This is a genomic window from Mycolicibacter nonchromogenicus (genome assembly GCF_002101775.1).
GTDB lineage: Bacteria > Actinomycetota > Actinomycetes > Mycobacteriales > Mycobacteriaceae > Mycobacterium > Mycobacterium nonchromogenicum.
In genome coordinates this window covers 1-21258 of record NZ_LQPI01000036.1, presented here as the reverse complement: position 1 = coordinate 21258, position 21258 = coordinate 1, and the positions used below count along the sequence as shown (strand labels likewise).

Genomic DNA, 21258 nt, shown 5'->3' with positions numbered 1-21258 from the left:
GAATCGTCCCGGCCGCCGTATACTACCTGCTTACTTGGGTGATCGGAGGCGCAATGGCGGCAACCGATGTGGGAACTGCTGCTCAATCTCTGCTGGCGCTTTACGGCGCTCTCGATCAAGCGGTCATCAACTCCCGCGACCCCGATATCGAAGCGACCGTAGAGCGCTATCTTCCCGGCAGCACGGGAGCTAATGCCGGATGGTATGAGGAATTGCTCGGCTTCCTGGGCCAGTCACTCGAACCCAATCCCGAACGACCCGATGTGGCGGTAGTGCCCGATTTGGCCGAGGCATTGACCGTCTTGCGCAACCAAGTGACCTCAACAGCATCGTCTGCGCACATGACCGACGCCGACTCCGTCGCCGCCGACGAGCCGCAGGCCGCGCAGCTGACGTCGGTTCAGTTGTCCCGCATGGTTTATGCGATCGGTGCGCTGAGTCACCTGCCGTCGTACTACCGGCCGAGTGAGTGGGACGCGCAATTCGCCGAGACCCTCGCGTTGGCCGCAGCCGGCGGCGGAGGCGACCTGCTGGAAACCCTGCGCGACAAGTTCGGCGGCCGCGACGACTGGACACAGGTGGTGCTGTCCGGTTCGTTGAAAACCGACGTCGCCGTGGTTCCGCTGTGCCAGGCCAAATTCAAGTGGGTGCGAGGCTATCCGTGCGTGGTGCTGACCACCGAATTCACCAGCACAAAGGTGTCACTGGATGAGGTGAAAGGCGTTGTCGATCCGCTGAACTGGGCGCACTGCCTGCCGTTCTTCTGTGCGATGGAGGCCATGCCCATCCGCCCGGACGGCTGGAGTCGCGTACTCGAACGCTTCAGCACCACCTGCGGAATCAAGGGCACGCCCCAGATGCGGACGCCGCTGAAGTACTGGAAGGGCGCCGAGGCGGGCCCGCCGGCGCCCCAACCCACGGCATGGGTCAACTACCTGCTCGACGACGACCCGGCACCCGGGGGGCACGGCGACGGCGCCGTCCTGGTCGACGAAGGCTTCATCCGGATGACGTCCACGGTCGGTGATGCGAACCTGCACGGCGTGCGGGTGCGCACCAAGAAAGTCGTGAGTTTCCGCAACCTGAGCTGGTTCCCCACCGCCCTATTCGCCTGCGTGCTGGGCTACGCCGACCAAAGCGTCGAGATGCTGCAGGGCGGGGTTGCCAAGCAGGCTCAGCAGGGCGGGACAGGCTGGACGCCGTGGAAACCGTCCACCCCGACCGGCAGCAAGCAGGACAGCCCGACACTGCCCGTGGAGCCGGACCCGACACAGCGGGCGATCACCGTGGCCATCGAGATGCTCAACGAGTGCATCGACGAAATGTCGCAGCGCAGCGCGGCCTTGGCCACCAAATACGCGAGCGGCGTGATACCGGTCGAGGAGTCGATCGGTTTCGCCGCCGACCTGACCGCCCGATTGGCGACCGACCCATGGCGCTACCTGCAGCGGATTCGCACTCGCCCCCAGGACGGTGACACATGAAAGACCTCAACCAGGGCATTTTCCAGTACGCCCAGAGGTCGCGGCAGCTGGTGAATGATGTCGGCGCCATCGTCCTCGACGCGGACCACCGAAGCGCCGAGGGCACGTTCGGTTCGGAACAGTGGGCGCAATCGGCCCGCCAGGTGATCAACCTGGTGGCCACGGCAGGTTACGACATGTCCGACGCCCTGATGGCGCAGTGCGGCGCCCAGAGCGACGACGACATCGAGTTCTCCGAATATCTTGAGGCGCCGCCGAGTTCCGGATGCGAGCGGCTGTTGTCGGTGGCCGCAACCTTGGTCGCTGAGGGAACCTCGTATGCGATCCCACCGCAGGCACTGGTGTTGATGCCGGCAGCGCTGCAGCCCCTCGCCACGCGATTCCGGGTGGGGGTACGTGGGCAGGCTTACGTCAGCGGCACCTATCGCGGCCGGATTCGGTTCACCAGCTTGCCGCCCGCCACCGCACCGGACCAGCATCTGGACATCATCGTCGACCTATGAGTCTAACCGACGAGCCCGACGAGATCGACAAACTGCTGGATCACGCGATCGCGGCAGCGAACAGCGGTGACCGTGCCACCGCCAGCGCGCTCGCCGAGCAGGTGCTCACAGTCGACAACGGGAACCAGGACGCCGAAGATCTGCTCTGCGCGCCGCGCGCGGGCTCGGGTGAATTGCGGCGACTGACAATACTTTTCGCTGATGTGGTGAATTCAACCGCGCTGTCGACCCGCATCGAGCCGGAGATCTACCGGACGGTGATCGGCCGCTACCGACAGCAGGTCGACGAGATCATCAACCGCTACGAGGGGCACGTCTTCTCCACCAAGGGCGACGGCCTGCTTGCCGTGTTCGGCCACCCCAGCGCCCACGAGAACGACGTGCGGCGAGCGGTACAGGCGGGCCTCGACATCACCCGCGAAGTGGACCGGCTCAGCGATCGGGTACGCGCGCGGTTCGGCTTCGACATCGCAGTGCGGGTGGGCGTCCATCGCGGCATGGTCTATCTCGATGTGGCACAGGACGACGTCTACGGACTGGGCGCCAACCTGGCCTCACGCGTGTCGGGCCTGGCGCCGCCCGGCGGTGTCGTGGTGTCGGCGGCGGTGGCACCGCTGGTGGCCGGCCATTTCGAACTCGAGGCCCAAACAGCCCAGCCGGTCAAGGGCATCGACGAGCCGGTCGAGCACTACCTCGTCGTCAAGGAGCAACTCGGGCGCTCCCGGGTCGCGCTGGGCCGGTTGGTGGGACGCGATCTCGAACTCACCTACCTGCAGGAGTCCTGGAGTCAGGCCCGGCAGGGTGCGCTGAGTGTTCCGGGGATCTGTTTCAGTGGCGAGGCGGGCATGGGCAAGAGCCGGCTGGCCACCGCCGCAGCAGAATTGGCCGAGCAGGCCGGAAGGCCGGTGCTCGCCCTAATCGGATCGCCGTTTCACGCCGATGCCGGCCTCTACCCCATTCGCACCTTGCTGGAGCAGCGCGCCGGGATCGAACGGACGACCGCGCAGTCCGATCGGCTGCGACTGCTCGAAGAAGAGGTCACAGCCCACGGCCTGGATCCGGTCACGATGGTCCCCTTGTTGGCGGCCGCATTGGAGATTCCGGCCGAAGGCGGCTATCAGCCCACCCGAGCCGAGGGCGCCAAACTCTACCGGCAGGTCATCGAGGCCGCCGTCGAATACCTGCTGGCCTGTACCGGTGGGGCGCCGGCGGTTCTGTTGGCCGAAGATCTGCAGTGGTTCGATCCATCGACGCGCGATGTGGTCACGTCGCTGCTGGCGAGCGCCCCGGGAACACTGCTGGTGGTGTTGACCGCCCGCGAGCTCAGATCGCTGCCGGATCTTCCCCAGCTCAAGGTGTTTGAGCTCGCACCGTTGACGGCGGCGCAGACCGATGAGTTGATAGCGGCGCTGAATCCGGGCCTGTCCGGCGCCGAACGCTCCGATGTTCGGCGGCGCTGCGACGGCGTGCCGCTCTACATCGAAGAGGTGGTCGCCAAACTGCATGAGCAGCCGCAGGATGCGGTGGGGTGGGCGCGGGTGCCCGACGCCCTGTATGAGCCGCTGTTCTCTCGGCTTCGCGCCAGCAGCAACACCATTCAGGTGGTCGAAGCTGCCGCCACCATCGGCCGGGAGTTCGATCGCCCCATGCTCGACGCCGCCCTCGACATGACGGCGAGTGATCTCGGGGATGCTGTTGCCGCCCTGGTTGCGGCTCGGGTCTTCGAACCGGTGACCAAGGACCGCTGGCGGTTCCGGCATGAGCTACTCCGCGAAGTCGCCTACGAGTTGCCGCCGCCCAGCGTTCGGCGCCAGCTGCACGGTCGAGTTGCCGACACCCTGGTCAGCGACTCAGACAATCCGGATTGGCATCTGGTCGCCCTGCACTATCGCATCGCAGAGCGATTCGAGGCTGCCGCTGAGGCCCATCAGAAGGCGGCGTACGACGCCCGCCAGCGAGGTGCCCTCGATGAGGCCCGGGTCTGTCTCACCCAGGCCATCGAACAACTCCGGCTGGCACCGGAGGGGCCGTCTCGCGATCGCCGCGAAGTGCTGTGCCGGCTTCGGCGTGGCTTCCTCACCTCGGCGGTGGAGGGCACTGCCAGCCCGAATGCGGCCAAGGACTTCGAACGCTGTCTCAAGCTCGGGGCCACCGATCCCCGCCAGGACGGCTTCATGTCGACGATGACGGCGTTGTGGGCCTACTACCTGCCGCGCGGCGACCTGCGCCGCGCCCTTCGCGTCGCCGAGTACGCCAGGTCGAAACGCCCCAACGAGCAGAAGTGGTTCGGGCCGACCAATGCCGCCGCGTTCGGCATGGTCGCCTGGTTCCTCGGTGACTTCGGCAAGGCCCGCGCACTGCTGGAGCAGGCAGTCACGGCGATGACAGAAGCACCCCTGCCCGATTTCGAATCGCTGTGGTACATCCCCAGCGATGCGCTGGCGTCCATGCACCTGCATCTGGCGATGGCACGATTCATCCAAGGCGACCTCGCTGGCGCCGATGAGCAGTTCGCCGAAACGGTCAGCCGGGCAAAAGATATCGGGTTCCCACAAGGCCCCTTCAGCCACTGCTACCAGCAATTCACCGAGATCTTCATGTGCATGGAGGCCGGACTGCTCGACCGCGCCGACGGGATGGTCACAGCATTGGCCGCGCAGGCCGAGCGGCACGGCTTCGAGTACTGGACCATGATCGCGGCCACTCAGCGCGGCGCGATCGACGCGCTGGCGGCGCTGGCGAGCGAGGACGCCGACCCCGCCCGGTTGGCACCCCACATCTCGGCGATGACCGAGGTCGGTTCCACCTTGCGGGCGGCCGAGGTCAAGCTGTTCTCCACCTACTACGACGGGATGCTGGCGCGGCTGCTGATCGCCGCAGGCGACACCGCTTCGGCCCAGGAATGCCTCGACGGCGCACTGGCGCTGGCCGATGAGACCGCGGTGAACTTCTACCGAGCCGAATTGCTGCGGATACGCTCCCACACCCACGGTGATGCCGCGGACCGCGACAGCGACCTGCGTTGTGCCATCGACACGGCGCGACGGCAGGCGGCCCACGTCTACGAACTGCGCGCGGCGATGGATCTGGTCGACCTGCAGGGGGATTCCGCACGTGAGGTGTTGGCCGCTGCGATGACGCACTTCGACGCCGACGGCGACTGGCCGGAGCTGGATCGAGCCAGGGCGCTGCTCGGGTGAGTCCGCCGGGCGGCAAGGTGGCCATCGTCGGCGGCGGCATGGCGGGACTGACCGCCGCCTGGCGGCTGAGTGAGCCCGGCTGGCGAGACCGCTTCGACTCCATCACCGTCTATCAACGTGGTTGGCGCCTCGGCGGAAAGGGGGCGTCCAGCCGTGGCCGGTACGGCCGCATCGAAGAGCACGGTCTGCACATCTGGCTGGGTTCCTACCAGAACGCCTTCGCTCTGCTGCGCGAGTGCTACGCCGAACTCGACCGTGCCACAACCGATCCGGCAGCACCGATCACCACCTGGGAGCAGGCGTTGATTCCGGCTGACAATGTCGGTCTGGCCGACCGGTTCGGCGACGATTGGCTGGTCTGGCTGGGCACCTTCACGCGGACCGACGGGCTGCCCGGCGATCCCGAGGGCGCAGGCCGGGAGATGACCGTCGTGGAGTTCACCATCCGGGCGCTGCGCCTGGTGCGTGATTTCGCCGAATCTCTGCGCGGGGCCGCCCCACCCGGAGTCTCACTGTCCGTGCACCCAGAGCCGCCGCCCACGCAGCGATGGATCGACACGGTCATCGATGCGGCGCTGGCGGTGCTGCTGGTCCTGAGCGGTCGGCATCCCGTCGGCGCGGCCCTGCCCGCGGTGATCGACGGCGCGGTGGCGGCGGTGCGCGCCGCACTGGACTATGAGCGGCGGCCCGATCACCGGCGGTCCTGGCTGCTGCTCTCCCTGATGACCGCGGTGATCCGCGGGATTCTCGCCGACCAGCTGGTCACCGACCCGCGCGGAATGCGGGCGATCAACGACGAAGATTTCAACGACTGGATCCTGCGCCATGGCGCGCACCCGGATGTCACCGGATTCGCGCTGGTGCGTGGCATGTACGACTTGGTGTTCGGATATCGCGACGGCGATCCCGAACGTCCGGCGTTCGCCGCCGGACTGGCGGTCTTTCTCACCGGTCAGGTGCTGTTCGGCTACCACGGATCGATCTTCTGGAAGATGACGGCGGGTATGGGAGACGTCGTCATCGCGCCGCTCTACCAGGTGTTGCGGCGACGCGGTGTCACGTTTGAGTTCTTCCACCGCCTCGACGCTCTGCATCTGGACGCCGCGCGGCAGGCTGTCGACGCCATCACCCTGGGCCGGCAGGTGCACCTGGCCGACGGCCGCGACGGCTACGAGCCGTTGACCACGGTGCACGGCCTGCCGGTATTCCCCAGCGCGCCGCTGACCGACCAATTGGCGGCACCCGACCAGGTCCCCGACGGGGGCTGGCATGCGCTGGAGACGCATTGGGCGGACTACGCCGACGCCGAGACCCGGGTGCTGCGCCGAGGTGTCGACTTCGACCACGTCGTCCTGGCCGTTTCCCTGGGCATGCTGCCGGTGGTCGCCGCCGAGCTGATCGAAGACCGGCCCGAGTGGCGCCGAATGACCACGCAGGTGCGTACCGTCGCCACCCAGGCCTTCCAGATCTGGTTGCGACCGGATGAACCGGCGCTGGGCTGGAACGATCCGGGCGTGACCCTCAGTGCCTACGTCCCGCCGTTCGAGACCTGGGCGTCCATGCCGCAGACGCTGTGGGCTGAGGACTGGCCCGAGCACGACGACCCCGCCACGGTGGCCTATTTCTGCGGCACCCTGGATGCGGCCTGGCCCACGCAGGAGGTGGGCCCCGGCTACCTGCGCCGACACCAGCAGTTGGTTCGCCGGCAGGTCGTCGAGCACCTCGACCAGCACCTGTATCGGTTCCTTCCCGGCGCCGTCAGCGAAGCGGGGTTCGACTGGCGGCTGCTGTGCGGAGCCGACGGCGAAACTACCTGTGCTGCAGTGGATTCCCAGCACATCAGCGTCAATGTCGACCCCTCCGACCGATACGTGCAGTCGGTTCCCGGCTCCGACCGATACCGGTTGCGCGCCGACGAAAGCGGCTACGACAATCTGGTTCTGGCCGGCGACTGGACCGACTCCGGAATGAACGCCGGCTGCATCGAGGCAGCGGTCTTATCGGGCCTGCAGGCGGCGAACGCCCTGGCCGGACGGCACCGGTTCCACCGCATTCGCGGGCTGTACCTGCCCTGACGCCCCTGCGCTGCGCCGACGACGAATCGAACGTTTGCGTTGTCATCCTCCGCGGGTATTCCCGAGCCAAGGCCGCTACGCAAAGAGCGGGCCGCACAGAAAACCGACCCGGCGCTAGGGGGCCCAGTGTTATTACGGAAGATCGCACGTCCGCTACTCGCGGCAGCGTTCATCGGTCAAGGTGTGGACGCATTGCGCCGTCCGCAACAAGCCGGGCAGGCGGCCCGTCCGGCGTTCGACGGACTCAAACAGCTTCCCGATGAGATATCGGCCAAGGTGCCCTCCGATGTCGAATCATTCGCCAAGGCCAACGCGCTGGCGCAGATCGGTGGCGGCATCTTGCTGGCGAGCGGCAGGCTGCCACGGGTCGCGGCCGGCGTACTGGCCTGCACAGTCGTCCCCGGTAACGCCGGGGCGCACATGTTCTGGACGGAGCCCGACCCGCAGCGCAGAAGCGAAAAGCGCGCAGCATTTCTGACCGACGTGAGCCTGATCGGCGGACTGTTGATCGCCGCCGCTGACACCGAGGGAAGGCCCTCGCTGGGGTGGCGGGCCCGTCGCGTCTACCGTCGTGCCGCCGACGCCCTGCCCACGGCCAGTAACGGCGCACTGGAGACGGTCGGCGAACGGGTGAGCACGGGCCTGTCGGCCGGCGTCGAGCACGGCCGCGAACTGGCCGAGTTGGTGGGCGAAAAAGCCGGACCGCTGCTGGAGTCGGCCGGCGAACGCGGCGCGCAACTCGCCGAAGTCGCCGGCGAACGCGGTGCACAGCTGGCCGAAGTCGCCGCCCAGCGCGGATCGCAGCTCGCGGAAGTCGCCGTTGAGCGCGGAACCGAACTGGCGCAGGTGGCGCGGGAAGGCGCCACCACCCTCGCCGGACGTGCCCGCCGACGGATCAGGAGTCTCTGAGCACCCGGCGCAGTTGCGCCGCCAGATCCCCGCGCTGCCCGACCCTGACCTGGCTCAACCCGAGCCACGACGCCATGAGGCGGAGTTCGCCGGCCAGCGCCTGCGCCACCCGTCCTCGCGACTGGCCTTCTTCGGCGAACGCACCCACCACGTGCAATGCCCCCTGCTGTCGGTCGGCTTTGAGGTCGACCCGGCCGACCAGTTGCCCGTCCAGCAGGAATGGCCACACGTAGTAGCCGTATTGGCGTTTGGCGGCCGGGGTATAGATTTCGATGCGGTAGTGGAAGTCGAACAGCCGCTGCACCCGCGGCCGGAAGAAGATCAGCGGGTCGAACGGGCAGAGGAGCGCGGTGCCGCGATCGGTTCGCGGAATCGACTGTCCGGCACGAAGATAGGCGGCTGCGTCCCAGCCGTCGACGGTCACCGGTTCCAGCTCACCGGCTGCCACCAAGGTGGCTATCGCCGGTTTGACCTGGCCGGCTGAGAGCCGGAAGTAGTCGCGCAGGTCGGCTTCGGTGGCGATGCCCAGGGCGCCTGCCGCCCGCAGGACCAGCTGCCGGATCGCCTCGTCGTCGTCGACCTCGACCGCCAGCACCTGCGGTGGCAGCACGTTCTCCACCAGGTCGTAATGCCGGGCGAACCCGACCCGGGTGGCGGTGGTCAGCACCCCTGCGGCGAACAGTGCTTCGGCCACCCATTTGGTGTCACTGCGGTTCCACCACGGTCCCTTGCCGGCCCGCCCGGACGCGGCCGCCAGGTGCGCTTCGATCTCACCGGCGGTCGATGGGCCCAGTTCGGCGACCGCGGCGGTGACGTCGGTGACCAGCTGGGGATTGGCCCGCACAATGGCCGAGCCCCACCGGCCGTGGGGCCACTGCCGCATCCGCCAGCGCAACAGCGGCCAGTCCTCCACGGCCATCAGCGCGGCCTCGTGCGCCCAGTATTCGACCAACAACCGTGGCGAGCGGGCGCTGTGGCTCCACGCGGCTCGGTCCAGCACGGTGCGGTCATACGGTCCGAGCCGACTGAACACTGGCGCGTAATGGGCGCGTACCGCCACCGAAACCGAGTCGAGCTGCAGCACGTGAATGCGGGAGATAAGCCGCCTCAGGTGTGCCCTTGTGACTGCGGCGCTGGGTCTCGGCTCGGCGAAACCCTGTGCGGCAACGGCGATCCGGCGCGCCTGCGCGGCGGTCAGGGCTGGCACGAAGTCCGGTGGTAGGTCAGATAGCGGTAACGCAGACCGGTTCGGCTGGTCAGCCACTCCCCCGTAGTGGCCTGCCAGGACTGGTCAAGCACCGGCGCCAGGGCGTCACCGTCGCGCACCGGCAGGTCGATGTCGACCTCGGTCACTTCACAGCGATCGGCCAGCGGCAGCGCCAGCGCATAGATCTCCGATCCCCCGACCACCCAGATGTCGTCGCCCTGCAGGGCCTGCTCCAGGGTCGCCACGACGATGGCGCCGTCGGCGACATAGTCGGGGTCCCGGGTCAACACGACATTGCGCCGGTCCGGCAGCGGCCGGACTCTGGCGGGCAGCGATTCCCAGGTGAGCCGGCCCATCACCACGGTGTGGCCCACGGTGAGCTGCTTGTAGCGGGCCTGATCCTCCGGCACGCGCCACGGGATGCCGCCGGCGCGGCCGATCACCCCGGACGTCGACTGCGCCCAGATCAGACTGATCGTCATACCGCCACGGGCGCCTTGATCGCCGGGTGCGGGTCGTAGCCGCGAATCTCGATGTCCTCGTAGGTGTAGTCGAAGATCGATTCACGCGGCGCCAGAACCAGATGCGGATACGGCCGCGGATCGCGACTCAGCTGTTCGGTGACCTGCTCGACGTGATTGTCATAGATGTGGCAGTCGCCGCCGGTCCAGATGAACTCTCCGACACCCAGCCCGGCCTGGGCCGCCATCATGTGGGTGAGCAGCGCGTAGCTGGCGATGTTGAACGGCACACCGAGGAAAAGGTCGGCGCTGCGCTGATAGAGCTGGCAGGACAGCTTGCCGTCGGCGACGTAGAACTGGAACAGCGCGTGACAGGGAGCCAGCGCCATCTGGCCGATCTGACCGACGTTCCAGGCCGAAACGATGATGCGGCGAGAGTCAGGGTCGGTGCGCAGCAGGTGCAGCGCCGCGGAGATCTGGTCGATGTGCTCGCCCGACGGAGTCGGCCATGAGCGCCACTGCACCCCGTAGACCGGACCGAGATCTCCTTCTTCCGAAGCCCATTCATCCCAGATGGTGACACCGTGCTCGTTGAGCCAGGCGATGTTGGAGTCACCGCGCAGGAACCACAGCAGCTCGTAGATCACCGACTTGAGGTGCACTTTCTTGGTGGTGATCAGCGGGAATCCGGCCGCCAGGTCATAGCGCAGCTGGTGGCCGAACAGGCTGCGAGTGCCGGTACCGGTGCGGTCCGACTTCGGGGTCCCTTCCGCCAAAACCAGCCGCAACAGGTCCTCGTACGGGGTCGCGATCGGCACGTCGCCCAGCTTACGACGCGCACCGCGTAGTACAACGGAGGCCATGCCCACGATCACCGACACCATTGCCACGCCCGACGGCGACTGCCCCGTTCGCCTGTTCACGCCGGAGGGCTCCGGGCCCTGGCCCGGCATCGTGATGTATCCCGACGCCGGCGGGGTCCGACCGACCTTCGACGAGATGGCCGCCCAACTGGCCGGCTACGGCTATGCCGTGCTGCTTCCCGACGTCTACTACCGGCAGCCGGGCTGGGCGCCGTTCGAGATGGCGACCGTGTTCAGCGACGCCAAGGAACGCAACCGGCTGTTCTCGATGATCGGCGACGTGACCCCGGACCGGATGACCACCGACGCCCAGGCGTTCTTCGACTACCTGGCCGGCCGGCCCGAAGTGCGCGGGGACTCCTTCGGGGTGTGCGGCTACTGCATGGGTGGCCGCACCTCGGTCATTCTCGCGGGGCGGGTGCCCGAGCGCGTGGCAGCGGCGGCCTCGTTCCACGGCGGCGGGCTGGTGGCCGACTCCGCGGACAGCCCCCATCTGTTGGCCGATCGCATGAGGGCCACCGTCTATGTGGCCGGCGCCGAGAACGACGCGTCGTTCACGAAAGAGCATGCCGCGACCCTGGACGAGGCGCTGAGCACCGCGGGCGTCAGCCATACCGTCGAGTTCTATCCGGCCGCGCACGGCTTCGCAGTGCCCGACAACGCGCCGTTTGACGCCGACGCCGCGGCCCGGCACTGGGCGGCGATGCGCGATGTCTTCGGCAGTGCGCTCGGTTAGTGCCGGTCAGACGTCCACGAGTTCAGCGTCGCGGGTCTCGTGCATCGCCAGCAGCGCCACGAACGAGCACGCCGCCACAACCGACAGATAGCCGCCCACCCACGTCACGCCGTGGCTGGTGACCAGCCACGTGGTGATGAACGGCGCCACTGCCGCTCCCAGGATGCTGGCCACGTTGTAGGCGACACCCGAACCGGTGTAGCGGACATTGGTGGGGAACAGCTCGGGCAACACCGCGCTCATCGGCCCGAACGCCAATCCCATCAATATCATCCCGACGATCAGGAAGGCCAGCATCGAACCCACGGAGGCGCTCGGCTTCAGGAATAGGCCGAAGGTGGTGCCGTACACCATGATTCCGGCGATGAAGAACAGCAGCAGCGAGCGCCGTCCGAAGTGGTCGGCCAGCCTGCCGACGACCGGCAGCACAACGATGAAGAAGAGCACGGCGACCAGCTGCAGTCCGAGGAACTCGGCGTAGCCATAACCCAGCCCGATGCCATCGGGTGGAGCCTTCGCCGTCCCGTAGCTCAGACTCCAGGTCGTCACGGTGTAGAAGAGCGTGTAGGGCACCACCATCACCAACGTGCCGATGATCAGCCGGCGCCAGCTTCCCCGCAGCAGCGCTGCGATGGGGGCGCTCACCGGCGCACCGGTTGCCTTGGCCTGCGCGAAGACCGGAGTTTCGGTGAGCCGCAGCCGGACATACAGTCCGACAACCACCATGACGGCGCTCAGCAGGAACGGAATCCGCCACCCCCAGGCGAGAAAGGGTCCGGTCCCGTCGGCGGTCGCCGATCCCAGCCAGGCGAACAGGATCAGGAAGATCGCGGTGGCCAGCAGATAGCCCAGGGGCGCGCCCAATTGCGGCCAGATTCCCGCTGTCGCACGCCGGCCCGGCTTGGCGGTTTCGGTGGCCAGCAGCGCAGCACCGCTCCATTCGCCGCCGATCGCCAGTCCCTGGCAGAACCGCAGGGTGGCCAGCAGCACGGGGGCGAGCAGGCCGATGTGGTGGTAGGTGGGCAGCACCCCGATCAGGAAGGTGGCGATACCCATGAGCAACAAGGAGGCCACCAGGGTGGATTTGCGGCCCAGCCGATCGCCGAAGTGACCGAACAGGATCGAGCCCAGCGGTCGGGCCACGAATGCCAAGCCGAACGTTGCCAACGAGGCCAACAGTGCCGCGGTGGGGTTGCCGGTCGGGAAGAACAGGTGTGGGAAGACGGTGACCGCGGCGGCCGCATACACGTAGAAGTCGTAGAACTCGATCGTGGTGCCGACCATCGCCGCTACCGCGATCCTGCGGCGCGGAACCCCGGCGACAAGGTCGGCGTCGTTCACGCCGGGGTGATATGCGGTGCTCAGCTCAGATCCCCGCCTCGTCGGCGACCTCACGCGCCTTGCCCACCAGAGCATCGACCCACTCGGCAACTGGGCCGCCTGCCGCTGCCCTGTTCTCCGGGTTGTCCATTACCCGCCGCAGGATGCCCTCGACGATGATCGCGACTTTCCATAGCCCGAGAGCATGCCAGTACTGCAGTGACGCCGCGTCACGTCCGGTTTCTTCCAGGTAAACCCGAGCCAATTCTGCCCGGTCGGGGAAGCCCTCCAGGGTGCTGAGGATGAACTCCCCGGCGATGTTCTCCTCCCCGGCTTCGGGCCAGTACGCGAGCAGGCTGCCCATGTCGGCCAGTGGATCGCCGAGGGTGGACAACTCCCAATCCAGTACCGCGATCACCTCGCCGTTCTGCGGTGAGGTGATCACGTTGCGCAGGTGGAAGTCGCCGTGTACCAGGGTCAGTTCCCGCTGCTTGGGCACGGCGGCGGTCAGGCGCCGGGTCAGATCGTCGAGTGCGGGCAGCTCGCGAGTCTTGGACTTCTCCCACTGCCCGGCCCAGCGTTTGAGCTGACGCTGGGCGTACGGCTGGTGGCGGGCCAGATCGTCAAGGTGCGCCGAGGTGATGTCGACGGCGTGAATCTTGGCCAGGGTCTTGGGCATTGACAGCCCGATCTGTCGGCGACGCTCGGGCGACAGCGACTGCGCCACCGGCATCCGGTCTACCACCACACCGTCGATGAACTCCATCAACAGCAGGGGGGTGCGCTCGTGGTCGCGGGTCAGCCCGTACACCTTCGGGGTGGGGACGTCGGTGTCGCCCAGCGCCGCAAGGATTCGCGCCTCCCGGGCCACATCATGGGCCGAGGCCAGCAGTGTTCCCATCGGGGGCCGGCGCAGCACCCAGCTGTGGCCGGCCTCGTCGAACACCCGGTAGGTCAGATTGGACTGCCCCAGCCCGATTCGCTCGAAGCTCAGCGATCCGCGGACGGGCAGGCCCAGTTCGGTGATCCACGCGGTCGCTGCCGCCGGGTCGATACCCAGCGGGTCGTCAGCCACCGAAACCTCCCCGGAATCCGGTTGCGTCACCGAGGATCTGACCTCCATCCATGACCAGAGTCTGCCCGGTGATCCAGCTCGCCGCATCGGATGCGAGAAATAACACGGCCTCGGCCACGTCGACCGGTTCACCGATTCGGCCCAGCGCCAACTTCGCGGCCAGCCCCTGCTCGTGTTCCTTCCACAGCACCTCGGCGAGCTTGGTGCGCACCACGCCGGGACAGATCGCGTTGACCCGGATCCCCGGCGACAGTTCCAGCGCAAGCTGTTTGGTGATGTGGATCAGCGCCGCCTTGGTGGCGTTGTACATGCCCATCCGCGGCGCAAAACTCATTCCGCCGATGGACGCGGTGTTGACCACCACGCCGCTGTGTCCGTCTCGTTCCCCCAGCCCGGCCTTGACCGCGCGGGAGGTCCACAGCAGCGGCCCCCACAGGTTGACGTCGAAGATCTTGGCGAACCGGGCGTGGTCCTGGTCGATCAGCGGTCCGAACGCGGGATTGGTTCCGGCGTTGTTGACCAGAATGTCGATACTGCCGAACCGTTCCAGCGTGGTCTCGATGCAGCGCTGGGCCGCGTCTTCGTCGGCTACGTGGGCCGCCACGCCCAGCGCGTTGCCCGTGATCTGGGCCGCCGCCGCGTCGGCACTGTCCTGGTCTCGCGAGGTCAGGACCACGTTGGCGCCTGCTTCGGCCAGCCGCTGCCCGATCGCCAGCCCGATCCCCCGCGACCCACCGGTGATGATCGCGGTGCGCCCGGTGAAGTCCGGTGTGGTCATCCGGCGTGCTCGCGATACTTACGCAGTTCCTGGCGGGCGATGGCACGCTTGTGCACCTCGTCGGGGCCGTCGGCGAGTCGCAGGGTGCGCAGGTGGGCCCAGAAGCCGGCCAACGGGAAGTCTTCGGTGACTCCGCCGGCGCCGTGCACCTGGATGGCCCGGTCGACGATCTTCAGTGCAATGTTGGGCGCTGCCACCTTGATCGCCGCGATCTCGACCTGCGCCGCCTTGTTGCCGACGGTGTCCATCAGGTAAGCGGTCTTGAGGGTGAGTAGCCGGATCATCTCGATCTCGATGCGCGCGTCGGCGATCCAGTCGCGGATATTGGCGTTGTCGGAGACCGGACGGCCGAAGGCGACCCGCGACTGGGCGCGCTTGCACAGCAGCTCCAGGGCCCGCTCGGCCATGCCGATGGCCCGCATGCAGTGGTGGATGCGGCCGGGACCGAGCCGGGCCTGGGCGATCGCGAACCCCTCGCCTTCGCCCTTGAGCACATCCTTGGCGGGCACTCGGACGTCTTTGAAGTCGATCTCGGCGTGGCCCTCGCGGTCCTGGTAGCCGAAGACCGGCAGTCCGCGCACGACCGTGACGCCCGGGGCATCGATGGGGACCACCATCATCGACTGCTGGCGGTGGGTGGCGGTGTTCGGATCGGTCTTGCCCATCACGATCATCACCTTGCAGTTCTGGTGCAAAGCGTTGGAGGCGAACCACTTCCGACCATTGAGGATGTAGTCACCGGTTGCGTCATCTTTCGCCATCGACAGCTGCACATTGGTGGCATCGGAGCTGGCCACCTGCGGCTCGGTCATCGCGAAGGCCGAGCGGATGGTGCCGTCCAGCAGTGGCTTGAGGTATTTCTCCTTGTGTTCGTCACTGCCGAACAGCGTGAACACCTCCATGTTGCCGGTGTCCGGCGCACTACAGTTACAGGCTTCCGGCGCCAGATGCGGGCTACGGCCCATGATCTCGGCCAGCGGCGCATATTCGAGGTTGGTCAGCCCAGGGCCCCACTCCGGATGGGGATGGAACAGATTCCACAATCCGCGTTCACGGGCCTGGGCTTTCAGCTCCTCCAGGATCGGGGGCTGGAAGTGTGGGTTGCCGGATTCGGCCATCTGTGTCTCGTAGACCGCCTCGGCCGGATAGACGCACTCGTCCATGAACTCCAGCAGATCGGTCTGGTATTTCTTTGCGCGCTCGGACATTTCAAACAGGGACATACAGGCTCCTCACCTAGGACACTTCGGATTCGCGCAGGCCGCGCTGGTAACGGCGCATGCCGCTCAGCCAGCGGTCGTAATCGCCTGCCTTGTGCCGGAACATCTCCAGCACCGCCGGGTGCGGCAGGATCAGGAAACGCTCCTCATCGACGGCGGCGAGCACCTCCGCGGCGACGTCCGCGGGCTCCAGCACCGCACCGGCGGTGGTGACCGCGCGGGTCGCCAGATCGCCCAACGGATCACCGGACTGCTCACCGGCGTAGAGCAACTTGGTGTTGACACCCATCGGACACAGGCAGCTGACCCGCACGCCCTGGTCGCCGTAGGCGATGTTGAGCCACTCGGCGAAGCCGACGGCCGCGTGCTTGGTGACCGAGTAGGCGGCGGCGCCGAGTTGGGTGAGCAGGCCGGCGGCGGATGCGGTGGAGACGAAATATCCCTCCCCGCGCTGTACCCAATCGGGAATCAACAGCTGTGCGGCGCGGACGTGCGAGCGCAGGTTGACGTCGATGGCCTGATCCCAATCCGCGTCGCTGGCCAGTCCGAGGGCGCCGGCGGTCCCGGCGTTGGCGAAGTAGAAGTCGACCGGGCCGTAGTGCTCCTGCGCCAGCGCGATCAGCTCTCCGATGGTCGCGGTGTCAGAGACGTCGCCGCCGCGACCGATCGCGGCGCCGGGTTGCGCGGCGTTGATCTGCTCGGCGACCGCTGCCGCGGCCTGCGCGTCGAGGTCGGCCACCACCACTTTGGCTCCGGCCTCGGCCAGCGCCGCGGCCAGTGCTCCCCCGATGCCGCCACCACCACCGGTGACGATCGCGACCCGATCGGCAACCTTCATCAGCAACGTCCCCGTTCTTGAGTACGCGACACCAGTGACATTCTTGAATCCGATCTCATGTTTGTTTGTTGACGGTGCGGAATTGCAGTGCATTGGCCCACAGCCGGGTGACCGTGGCGACCAGGTTCTCGAAGTCAGCGACCGAGCCGTGCGCGGCCTCCTCGCCGACGAAGGTGCCGTAGGCGAGTCTGCTGACCATCCCCGACAGCGCCCGCGACGCCAGCAGCGGATCGACATCGGCGCCGGCGATGCCGCGGGCCTGCAGATCAGCAATGCCGGCGGCATTGCGCTGCACGAACGCGTCGGCTCGTCGCGCACGAAAAGCCCGGAACTTCGGATCGATCTGGGCCACCTGTTCGAGCAGGCCCATCAACTGGGCATTGCGCCGATACGCCTCCAGGTAGGCCCGATTGCTCGCCTCCAGCACCGCATACGGGTCCTCGGAATCGCTGACCCGGCCCATGCCCGGATGCATCATGTCCTGCTGGGCCTGTTCGAGGACCGCGGCGAAGATCTCCTCTTTGTTCGCGAAGTACGTGTAGAACGATCCGGTCGCACAGCCGGCGGCCTTGGTGATATCGGTCAGCTTGGCGTCGAGGTAGCCGTCACGTTCGAACACCTTGCGGGCTGCGGCGATCAGCCCCGCCCGGGTACGCGCCCCGCGAACCGTCGCCGGCAACGGGCGGGCCGGCGCGGCCGGGACGGCGTCCATCCGGGCAGACTAACTGAAGTCGATGTCAACTTCACTGACTTCGTCGGCGCAGGCGCCGAACTCGCCGAGCATGTCGTCAGCGTCCGTGTCAGGCAGCGATTCCACCGCCCGCAACTTGCGTTCGATGGCGCGGGTGCGGACGCCGGCGGTATCGATGGTGTTGCGGGCGGTGTCGAGTTGCTTGCGGGTCTTCTCCAGCACCGCCGCGAACTTTCCGAACTCGGCCTTGACCGCACCGAGCACCTGCCAGACCTCACTGCTGCGCCGTTCGATGGCCAGGGTGCGAAAACCCATGCGCAGACTGTTGAGCAGTGCGGCCAGTGTGGTCGGGCCGGCCAGGGTGACGTTGTACTTGGCCTGAATCTGCTCGAACAGTCCCGGCTGGCGCAGCACTTCGGCATACAGACTCTCGGTGGCCAGGAACAAGATGGCGAAGTCCGTGGTGTGCGGCGGCTCGAGGTACTTGTCGTGGATATCGCAGGCCTCAGCCTCGATCCGGCGAACCAGCGCTTGGCGCGCAGCAGCCTCCCCCACGCTGTCGGCATGCTCCTGGGCGTCGAGCAGGCGCTCGAAGTCCTCCCGCGGGAACTTGGCGTCGATCGGCAACAACACCTCACGGGCGCCGGTGGCGCCGGGCAGTCGGATCGCGAACTCCACCCGGGCGGCCGAGCCCGGCACGGTGATGACGTTGGTGGCGTACTGCTCAGGCGTCAGCGTCTCGGCCAGCAGTGCGGCCAACTGTGTCTCACCGAAAATTCCGCGAGTCTTGACGTTGGTCAGCACCCGCTTCAGATCACCCACCCCGGTGGCCAGTGTCTGCATCTCCCCCAGACCCCGCTGCACCGCTTCCAGGCGCTCTGAGATCTGTGTGAACGACTGCGCCAGACGGGTTTCCAGCGTTGCCTGCAGCTTTTCGTCCACCGTGGCGCGCATCTTCTCCAGTTGCGCGGTGTTCTCGCTCTGCAGGCTCCGGAGCTGGTGATCCAGCGTGGCGCCCAGTCTGTCCTGCGTTGCCTGCAGGGTCGATCCGAACCGGTGCAGGGTCGTCTGCCATTGGTGAAACGCCTGGGCGAGTTCGGCTCGCCCGGCGTGCTGCTCTTCGCGCAGGGTTCGCTCCACGCGCTCACTGTCGCCGCGCAGCGCGGCGAGCTGCTCCGGCGAGAGCGGCCCGCCGCCGGGGCGCACGAGCAGTACCACCTGCAGGATGACCGCCAGCAGTACCAGTGAGGTGAGGAGGATCAGCAGTGCTGTGTCCATGCCGGCAAGGTAGCGCGCCCCACCGACAACTCCGGGTTACCGCAGCGGCGAGCCCCATTGCACCTGCTCGCGCAGTTGCGCCTTGAGCAGTTTGCCGCTGGCGGTGCGCGGCAGCTCCTGGGTCACCACGGTGATGTACTGCGGCACCTTGAAGTCCGCCAGTTGGCTGCGGCAGTAACTCAGTACGGCGGCCACGTCGATCTGGTGGCGGTCGCCGAACAGGACGGCGCCCACCTTCTCCCCCATCACTTCGTCGGGCACCGCGAGCACGCATGCGTCGGTCACGCCGGGAGCCGACAGCAGGGCGGCTTCCACCTCGACGCTCGAGACGTTCTCGCCGCCGCGGTTGATGATGTCTTTGAGCCGGTCGATGATGTGCACCCGGCCGGCGTCGTCGACGCGCACCACATCGCCGGTGTGCAGCCAGCCGTCGATGATCGTGGCGGCGGTCGCCTCGGGCCGGTTCCAATAGCCGCGCATCACATTCGCGCCGCGCACCACGAGTTCGCCGGTGCCGGGATCGTCACCGAGCGGGACGACGCCGATGTCGCCCGACGGCACGGCATAGCCGACCGAGTCCGCATGCGCGACCGCATCGGAGTCCGGAAGCACCGTCATCAGCGAGGCGGTCTCGGTCATGCCGTAACCGTTGAACACCGTTGCCGCGCCGAACGCCTCACGCAGCGAGCGCACCAGCGCAGGCGCTGTCGGCGCCCCGCCGTAGCCGACCCACCGCACCCCGCTGACGTCGACCCCGGCGAACTCGGGATGCCGCAGCAGCAGCGCGTAGATCGCCGGCACCGTCACCATCGATGAGATCCGTTGCGCGGGCAGCGTTGCGATCAACTCGGGAAGATCCAGCGCCCCCATGATCACCGCCGTGCCGCCGGTGTACGCGGCGGCCAGCAGTTGGGAGTTGCAGCCCGTCACATGAAACAGCGGCACCGTGATCAGCGTGCGATATTGCTCGCCCAATGCCCGTGACTGGCCCAGGACACGCATCATGTTCTCGGCGTTGGTCACAAACGCCTCGTGGCTGGTGGGCACTCCCTTGGGACTGCCGGTGGTGCCGGAGGTGTAGAACAGCGCCGCGGTGTCGCCGGCCTCGAGTCCGTCCACCACATAGGGTTGGCCATCGGGCAGCGCGGCACCGGGCGCCAGGTCCACCTGCACCCCGGCATCGGTGAGCACGAAGTCGACTTCCGGTGCGGCCGAACGGGTGTTGACGGCCACCGGTATACCACCGGCCATCAACGCGCCCCAGAACCCCAGCACCCAGTCCAATCCGGCTGGGTAGCGCAACGCGACCCGGTCACCGCGCGCCAGTCCGCCTGCCCGCAGCCCACCGGCCACCCGGGCGGCACGCTCCCACAGCTGCCGGTAGGTCAGGCCGTCGGCGCCCAGTTCCACCACGGCTTCACTGTCCGGTCGCTGTTCGACCTGCTCGGCCAGCACATCGAGCAGTGTTGCCGGCAACTGCTCGTAGTGTGCGACACCGTCGCGATCGCGGATCACCCCGGTCACCGGAAAAGGGTTGTGCTGCCGCGCTATTTCAACGACGTGTGTCATGAGTGGCTCGTCATCGCCGGCGTCGTCGCCAGCTGTGAGTCACCACCCGGAATGTCCCGCGCAGGGCGTAGATCGCCGACACGATGCACGCGAGGATCAGCACGACGAACATCGGCAGCCAATTGCCGCGCTCGTGGTTGATGTGCCACCAGACGTAGGTGAACAGCACCGAGGAGACGAAGAAGATGATGTCGCGCCAGTTGCCCTTGTAGGACAGCGCCGCCTCGCGCAGCGCTCTGGTGCGATCGGAGGCCATCACCAAGTCGTCGATGCGTTCGTTGATGGTGCGCTGGAGATCTGCTCGGCGCTGCGTCTGCTCGGCGGGAAGCCTGTCGAGCAGGTCGAGGTCCTGTTTGATCAGGGCGCGTGCATCCGGGCCTCTGAGCTGTCCGGCTGCCGCCGTCAGCAGGGCTCCGCCGAAGATCGGTGCCGCGCCCAGCGCCGCATTCAGCAGTGTGGGCATCGTGGTGCCGTTCCTTTCCCGTTATTCCCGGCCACCCTACGACGTCAGCCGAGACTTACCGTGCCATCGGGCGCAATCCGCCAGCCGGGATTATGGGCGATCTCCCAGATCAGTCCGTTGGGGTCTTGGACGTGGGCGTGGAACACGCCACCGAACTGGCCGGGCTGGGGGGCCTTGAGCACGATGCCGCCCGCGTTGGCCATGGCATCGGCGAGCGCGCTGACGGCGTCGGGGCTGTCGACGTTGTGTGCCACGGTGACCCCGCAGACCCGAGAATGATCGCCGGGCAGCGCCAGGTCCTGGTTGAACTTGTCGGCCTGGAAAAAGCCCAGCACCTGACCGGGCGCCGCCTGGTAGAAGACGATCTCACCCTCGACGTCCAGCAATGACTGCCAGCCCAATGCGCCGTAGAAATACCTGGTCGCGTCCAGATCGGTTGCCGCGATGGTGACGAAGTGCACCTGTTGCTCCATGCAGCCGAGCCTAGGCTCAGCGCCTTGTCGGGACAGAGGTGTCTTGAGTCAAGTAGTTGGCAGGGTTTGGGGTGTGGGCGGGTTGAGGTAGGCCTGTTTGGGGGTGTGGTCGGCG

At 67.2% G+C, this 21258-nt stretch carries 19 protein-coding genes; 6 read left to right on the top strand and 13 right to left on the bottom strand.

Going from position 1 to position 21258, the window contains the following annotated elements:
* Positions 1-53 precede the first annotated feature (53 nt).
* The 5 genes from AWC18_RS07600 to AWC18_RS07580 all read left to right on the top strand — a co-directional run bounded on the left by AWC18_RS07600 (position 54) and on the right by AWC18_RS07580 (position 8171).
* Positions 54-1484 carry a hypothetical protein gene (locus AWC18_RS07600; protein WP_133054987.1) on the top strand — a complete coding sequence of 477 codons (1431 nt, stop codon included), beginning with the start codon at positions 54-56 and terminating at the stop codon, positions 1482-1484.
* Positions 1481-1987, top strand: a complete 507-nt coding sequence (locus tag AWC18_RS07595; RefSeq protein ID WP_085138313.1) for a hypothetical protein — start codon at positions 1481-1483, stop codon at positions 1985-1987. Before AWC18_RS07600 ends, AWC18_RS07595 begins: the two co-directional genes overlap by 4 nt.
* Entirely contained in the window at positions 1984-5187 is a 3204-nt protein-coding gene (locus tag AWC18_RS07590; RefSeq protein WP_085138312.1) for an adenylate/guanylate cyclase domain-containing protein, read from the top strand. The genes AWC18_RS07595 and AWC18_RS07590 overlap by 4 nt, the downstream gene beginning before the upstream one ends.
* The gene (locus AWC18_RS07585) at positions 5184-7262 is read left to right on the top strand and encodes an FAD-dependent oxidoreductase (protein ID WP_109560019.1); all 2079 of its coding nucleotides are present in this window, start codon (positions 5184-5186) and stop codon (positions 7260-7262) included. Before AWC18_RS07590 ends, AWC18_RS07585 begins: the two co-directional genes overlap by 4 nt.
* A gap of 126 nt (positions 7263-7388) precedes the next feature.
* A complete protein-coding gene (locus tag AWC18_RS07580; RefSeq protein ID WP_085138311.1) occupies positions 7389-8171 on the top strand; it encodes a DoxX family protein in 783 nt (260 codons plus the stop codon).
* Here the strand turns inward: AWC18_RS07580 and AWC18_RS07575 are convergent.
* Genes AWC18_RS07575 through AWC18_RS07565 form a run of 3 tightly spaced genes read right to left on the bottom strand, consistent with a single transcriptional unit; the run spans position 8158 to position 10657 of the window.
* A complete protein-coding gene (locus AWC18_RS07575; RefSeq protein WP_085138310.1) occupies positions 8158-9378 on the bottom strand; it encodes a winged helix-turn-helix domain-containing protein in 1221 nt (406 codons plus the stop codon). The two genes, AWC18_RS07580 and AWC18_RS07575, sit on opposite strands and share 14 nt — an antisense overlap.
* Positions 9366-9860, bottom strand: coding sequence for a dihydrofolate reductase (locus AWC18_RS07570; protein ID WP_085138309.1), 495 nt, complete (start codon positions 9858-9860; stop codon positions 9366-9368). Before AWC18_RS07570 ends, AWC18_RS07575 begins: the two co-directional genes overlap by 13 nt.
* Positions 9857-10657, bottom strand: a complete 801-nt coding sequence (locus AWC18_RS07565; protein ID WP_064996317.1) for a thymidylate synthase — start codon at positions 10655-10657, stop codon at positions 9857-9859. Before AWC18_RS07565 ends, AWC18_RS07570 begins: the two co-directional genes overlap by 4 nt.
* Before the next feature lie 43 nt (positions 10658-10700).
* Between AWC18_RS07565 and AWC18_RS07560 the strand changes: the two genes are divergently transcribed.
* A complete protein-coding gene (locus tag AWC18_RS07560) occupies positions 10701-11438 on the top strand; it encodes an alpha/beta fold hydrolase (RefSeq protein WP_064996272.1) in 738 nt (245 codons plus the stop codon).
* A 6-nt stretch (positions 11439-11444) separates the two neighbouring features.
* Here AWC18_RS07560 and AWC18_RS07555 read toward each other — a convergent pair whose 3' ends face one another.
* From AWC18_RS07555 to AWC18_RS07510, 10 genes are all read right to left on the bottom strand, one after another.
* Positions 11445-12722 carry an MFS transporter gene (locus AWC18_RS07555; protein ID WP_234806459.1) on the bottom strand — a complete coding sequence of 426 codons (1278 nt, stop codon included), beginning with the start codon at positions 12720-12722 and terminating at the stop codon, positions 11445-11447.
* 82 nt (positions 12723-12804) lie between these two features.
* Positions 12805-13881 (bottom strand): phosphotransferase family protein, encoded by a 1077-nt coding sequence (locus AWC18_RS07550; RefSeq protein WP_085138337.1) that lies wholly within the window; start codon positions 13879-13881, stop codon positions 12805-12807.
* Positions 13826-14611 (bottom strand): SDR family oxidoreductase, encoded by a 786-nt coding sequence (locus AWC18_RS07545; RefSeq protein ID WP_085138307.1) that lies wholly within the window; start codon positions 14609-14611, stop codon positions 13826-13828. The genes AWC18_RS07550 and AWC18_RS07545 overlap by 56 nt, the downstream gene beginning before the upstream one ends.
* Positions 14608-15834, bottom strand: coding sequence for an acyl-CoA dehydrogenase family protein (locus AWC18_RS07540; RefSeq protein ID WP_085138306.1), 1227 nt, complete (start codon positions 15832-15834; stop codon positions 14608-14610). The genes AWC18_RS07545 and AWC18_RS07540 overlap by 4 nt, the downstream gene beginning before the upstream one ends.
* 13 nt (positions 15835-15847) lie before the next feature.
* Positions 15848-16669 carry an SDR family oxidoreductase gene (locus AWC18_RS07535; RefSeq protein ID WP_085138305.1) on the bottom strand — a complete coding sequence of 274 codons (822 nt, stop codon included), beginning with the start codon at positions 16667-16669 and terminating at the stop codon, positions 15848-15850.
* 55 nt (positions 16670-16724) lie between these two features.
* Positions 16725-17381 carry a TetR/AcrR family transcriptional regulator gene (locus tag AWC18_RS07530; protein WP_085138304.1) on the bottom strand — a complete coding sequence of 219 codons (657 nt, stop codon included), beginning with the start codon at positions 17379-17381 and terminating at the stop codon, positions 16725-16727.
* 9 nt (positions 17382-17390) lie between these two features.
* Positions 17391-18638 (bottom strand): DNA recombination protein RmuC, encoded by a 1248-nt coding sequence (locus AWC18_RS07525; RefSeq protein WP_085138303.1) that lies wholly within the window; start codon positions 18636-18638, stop codon positions 17391-17393.
* Positions 18639-18674: 36 nt separating this feature from the next.
* A complete protein-coding gene (locus AWC18_RS07520; protein WP_085138302.1) occupies positions 18675-20207 on the bottom strand; it encodes a class I adenylate-forming enzyme family protein in 1533 nt (510 codons plus the stop codon).
* A gap of 10 nt (positions 20208-20217) precedes the next feature.
* Positions 20218-20670 carry a hypothetical protein gene (locus tag AWC18_RS07515; RefSeq protein WP_085138301.1) on the bottom strand — a complete coding sequence of 151 codons (453 nt, stop codon included), beginning with the start codon at positions 20668-20670 and terminating at the stop codon, positions 20218-20220.
* A gap of 44 nt (positions 20671-20714) precedes the next feature.
* Positions 20715-21143 (bottom strand): VOC family protein, encoded by a 429-nt coding sequence (locus AWC18_RS07510; protein WP_085138300.1) that lies wholly within the window; start codon positions 21141-21143, stop codon positions 20715-20717.
* Between the last annotated feature and the right edge of the window lie 115 nt (positions 21144-21258).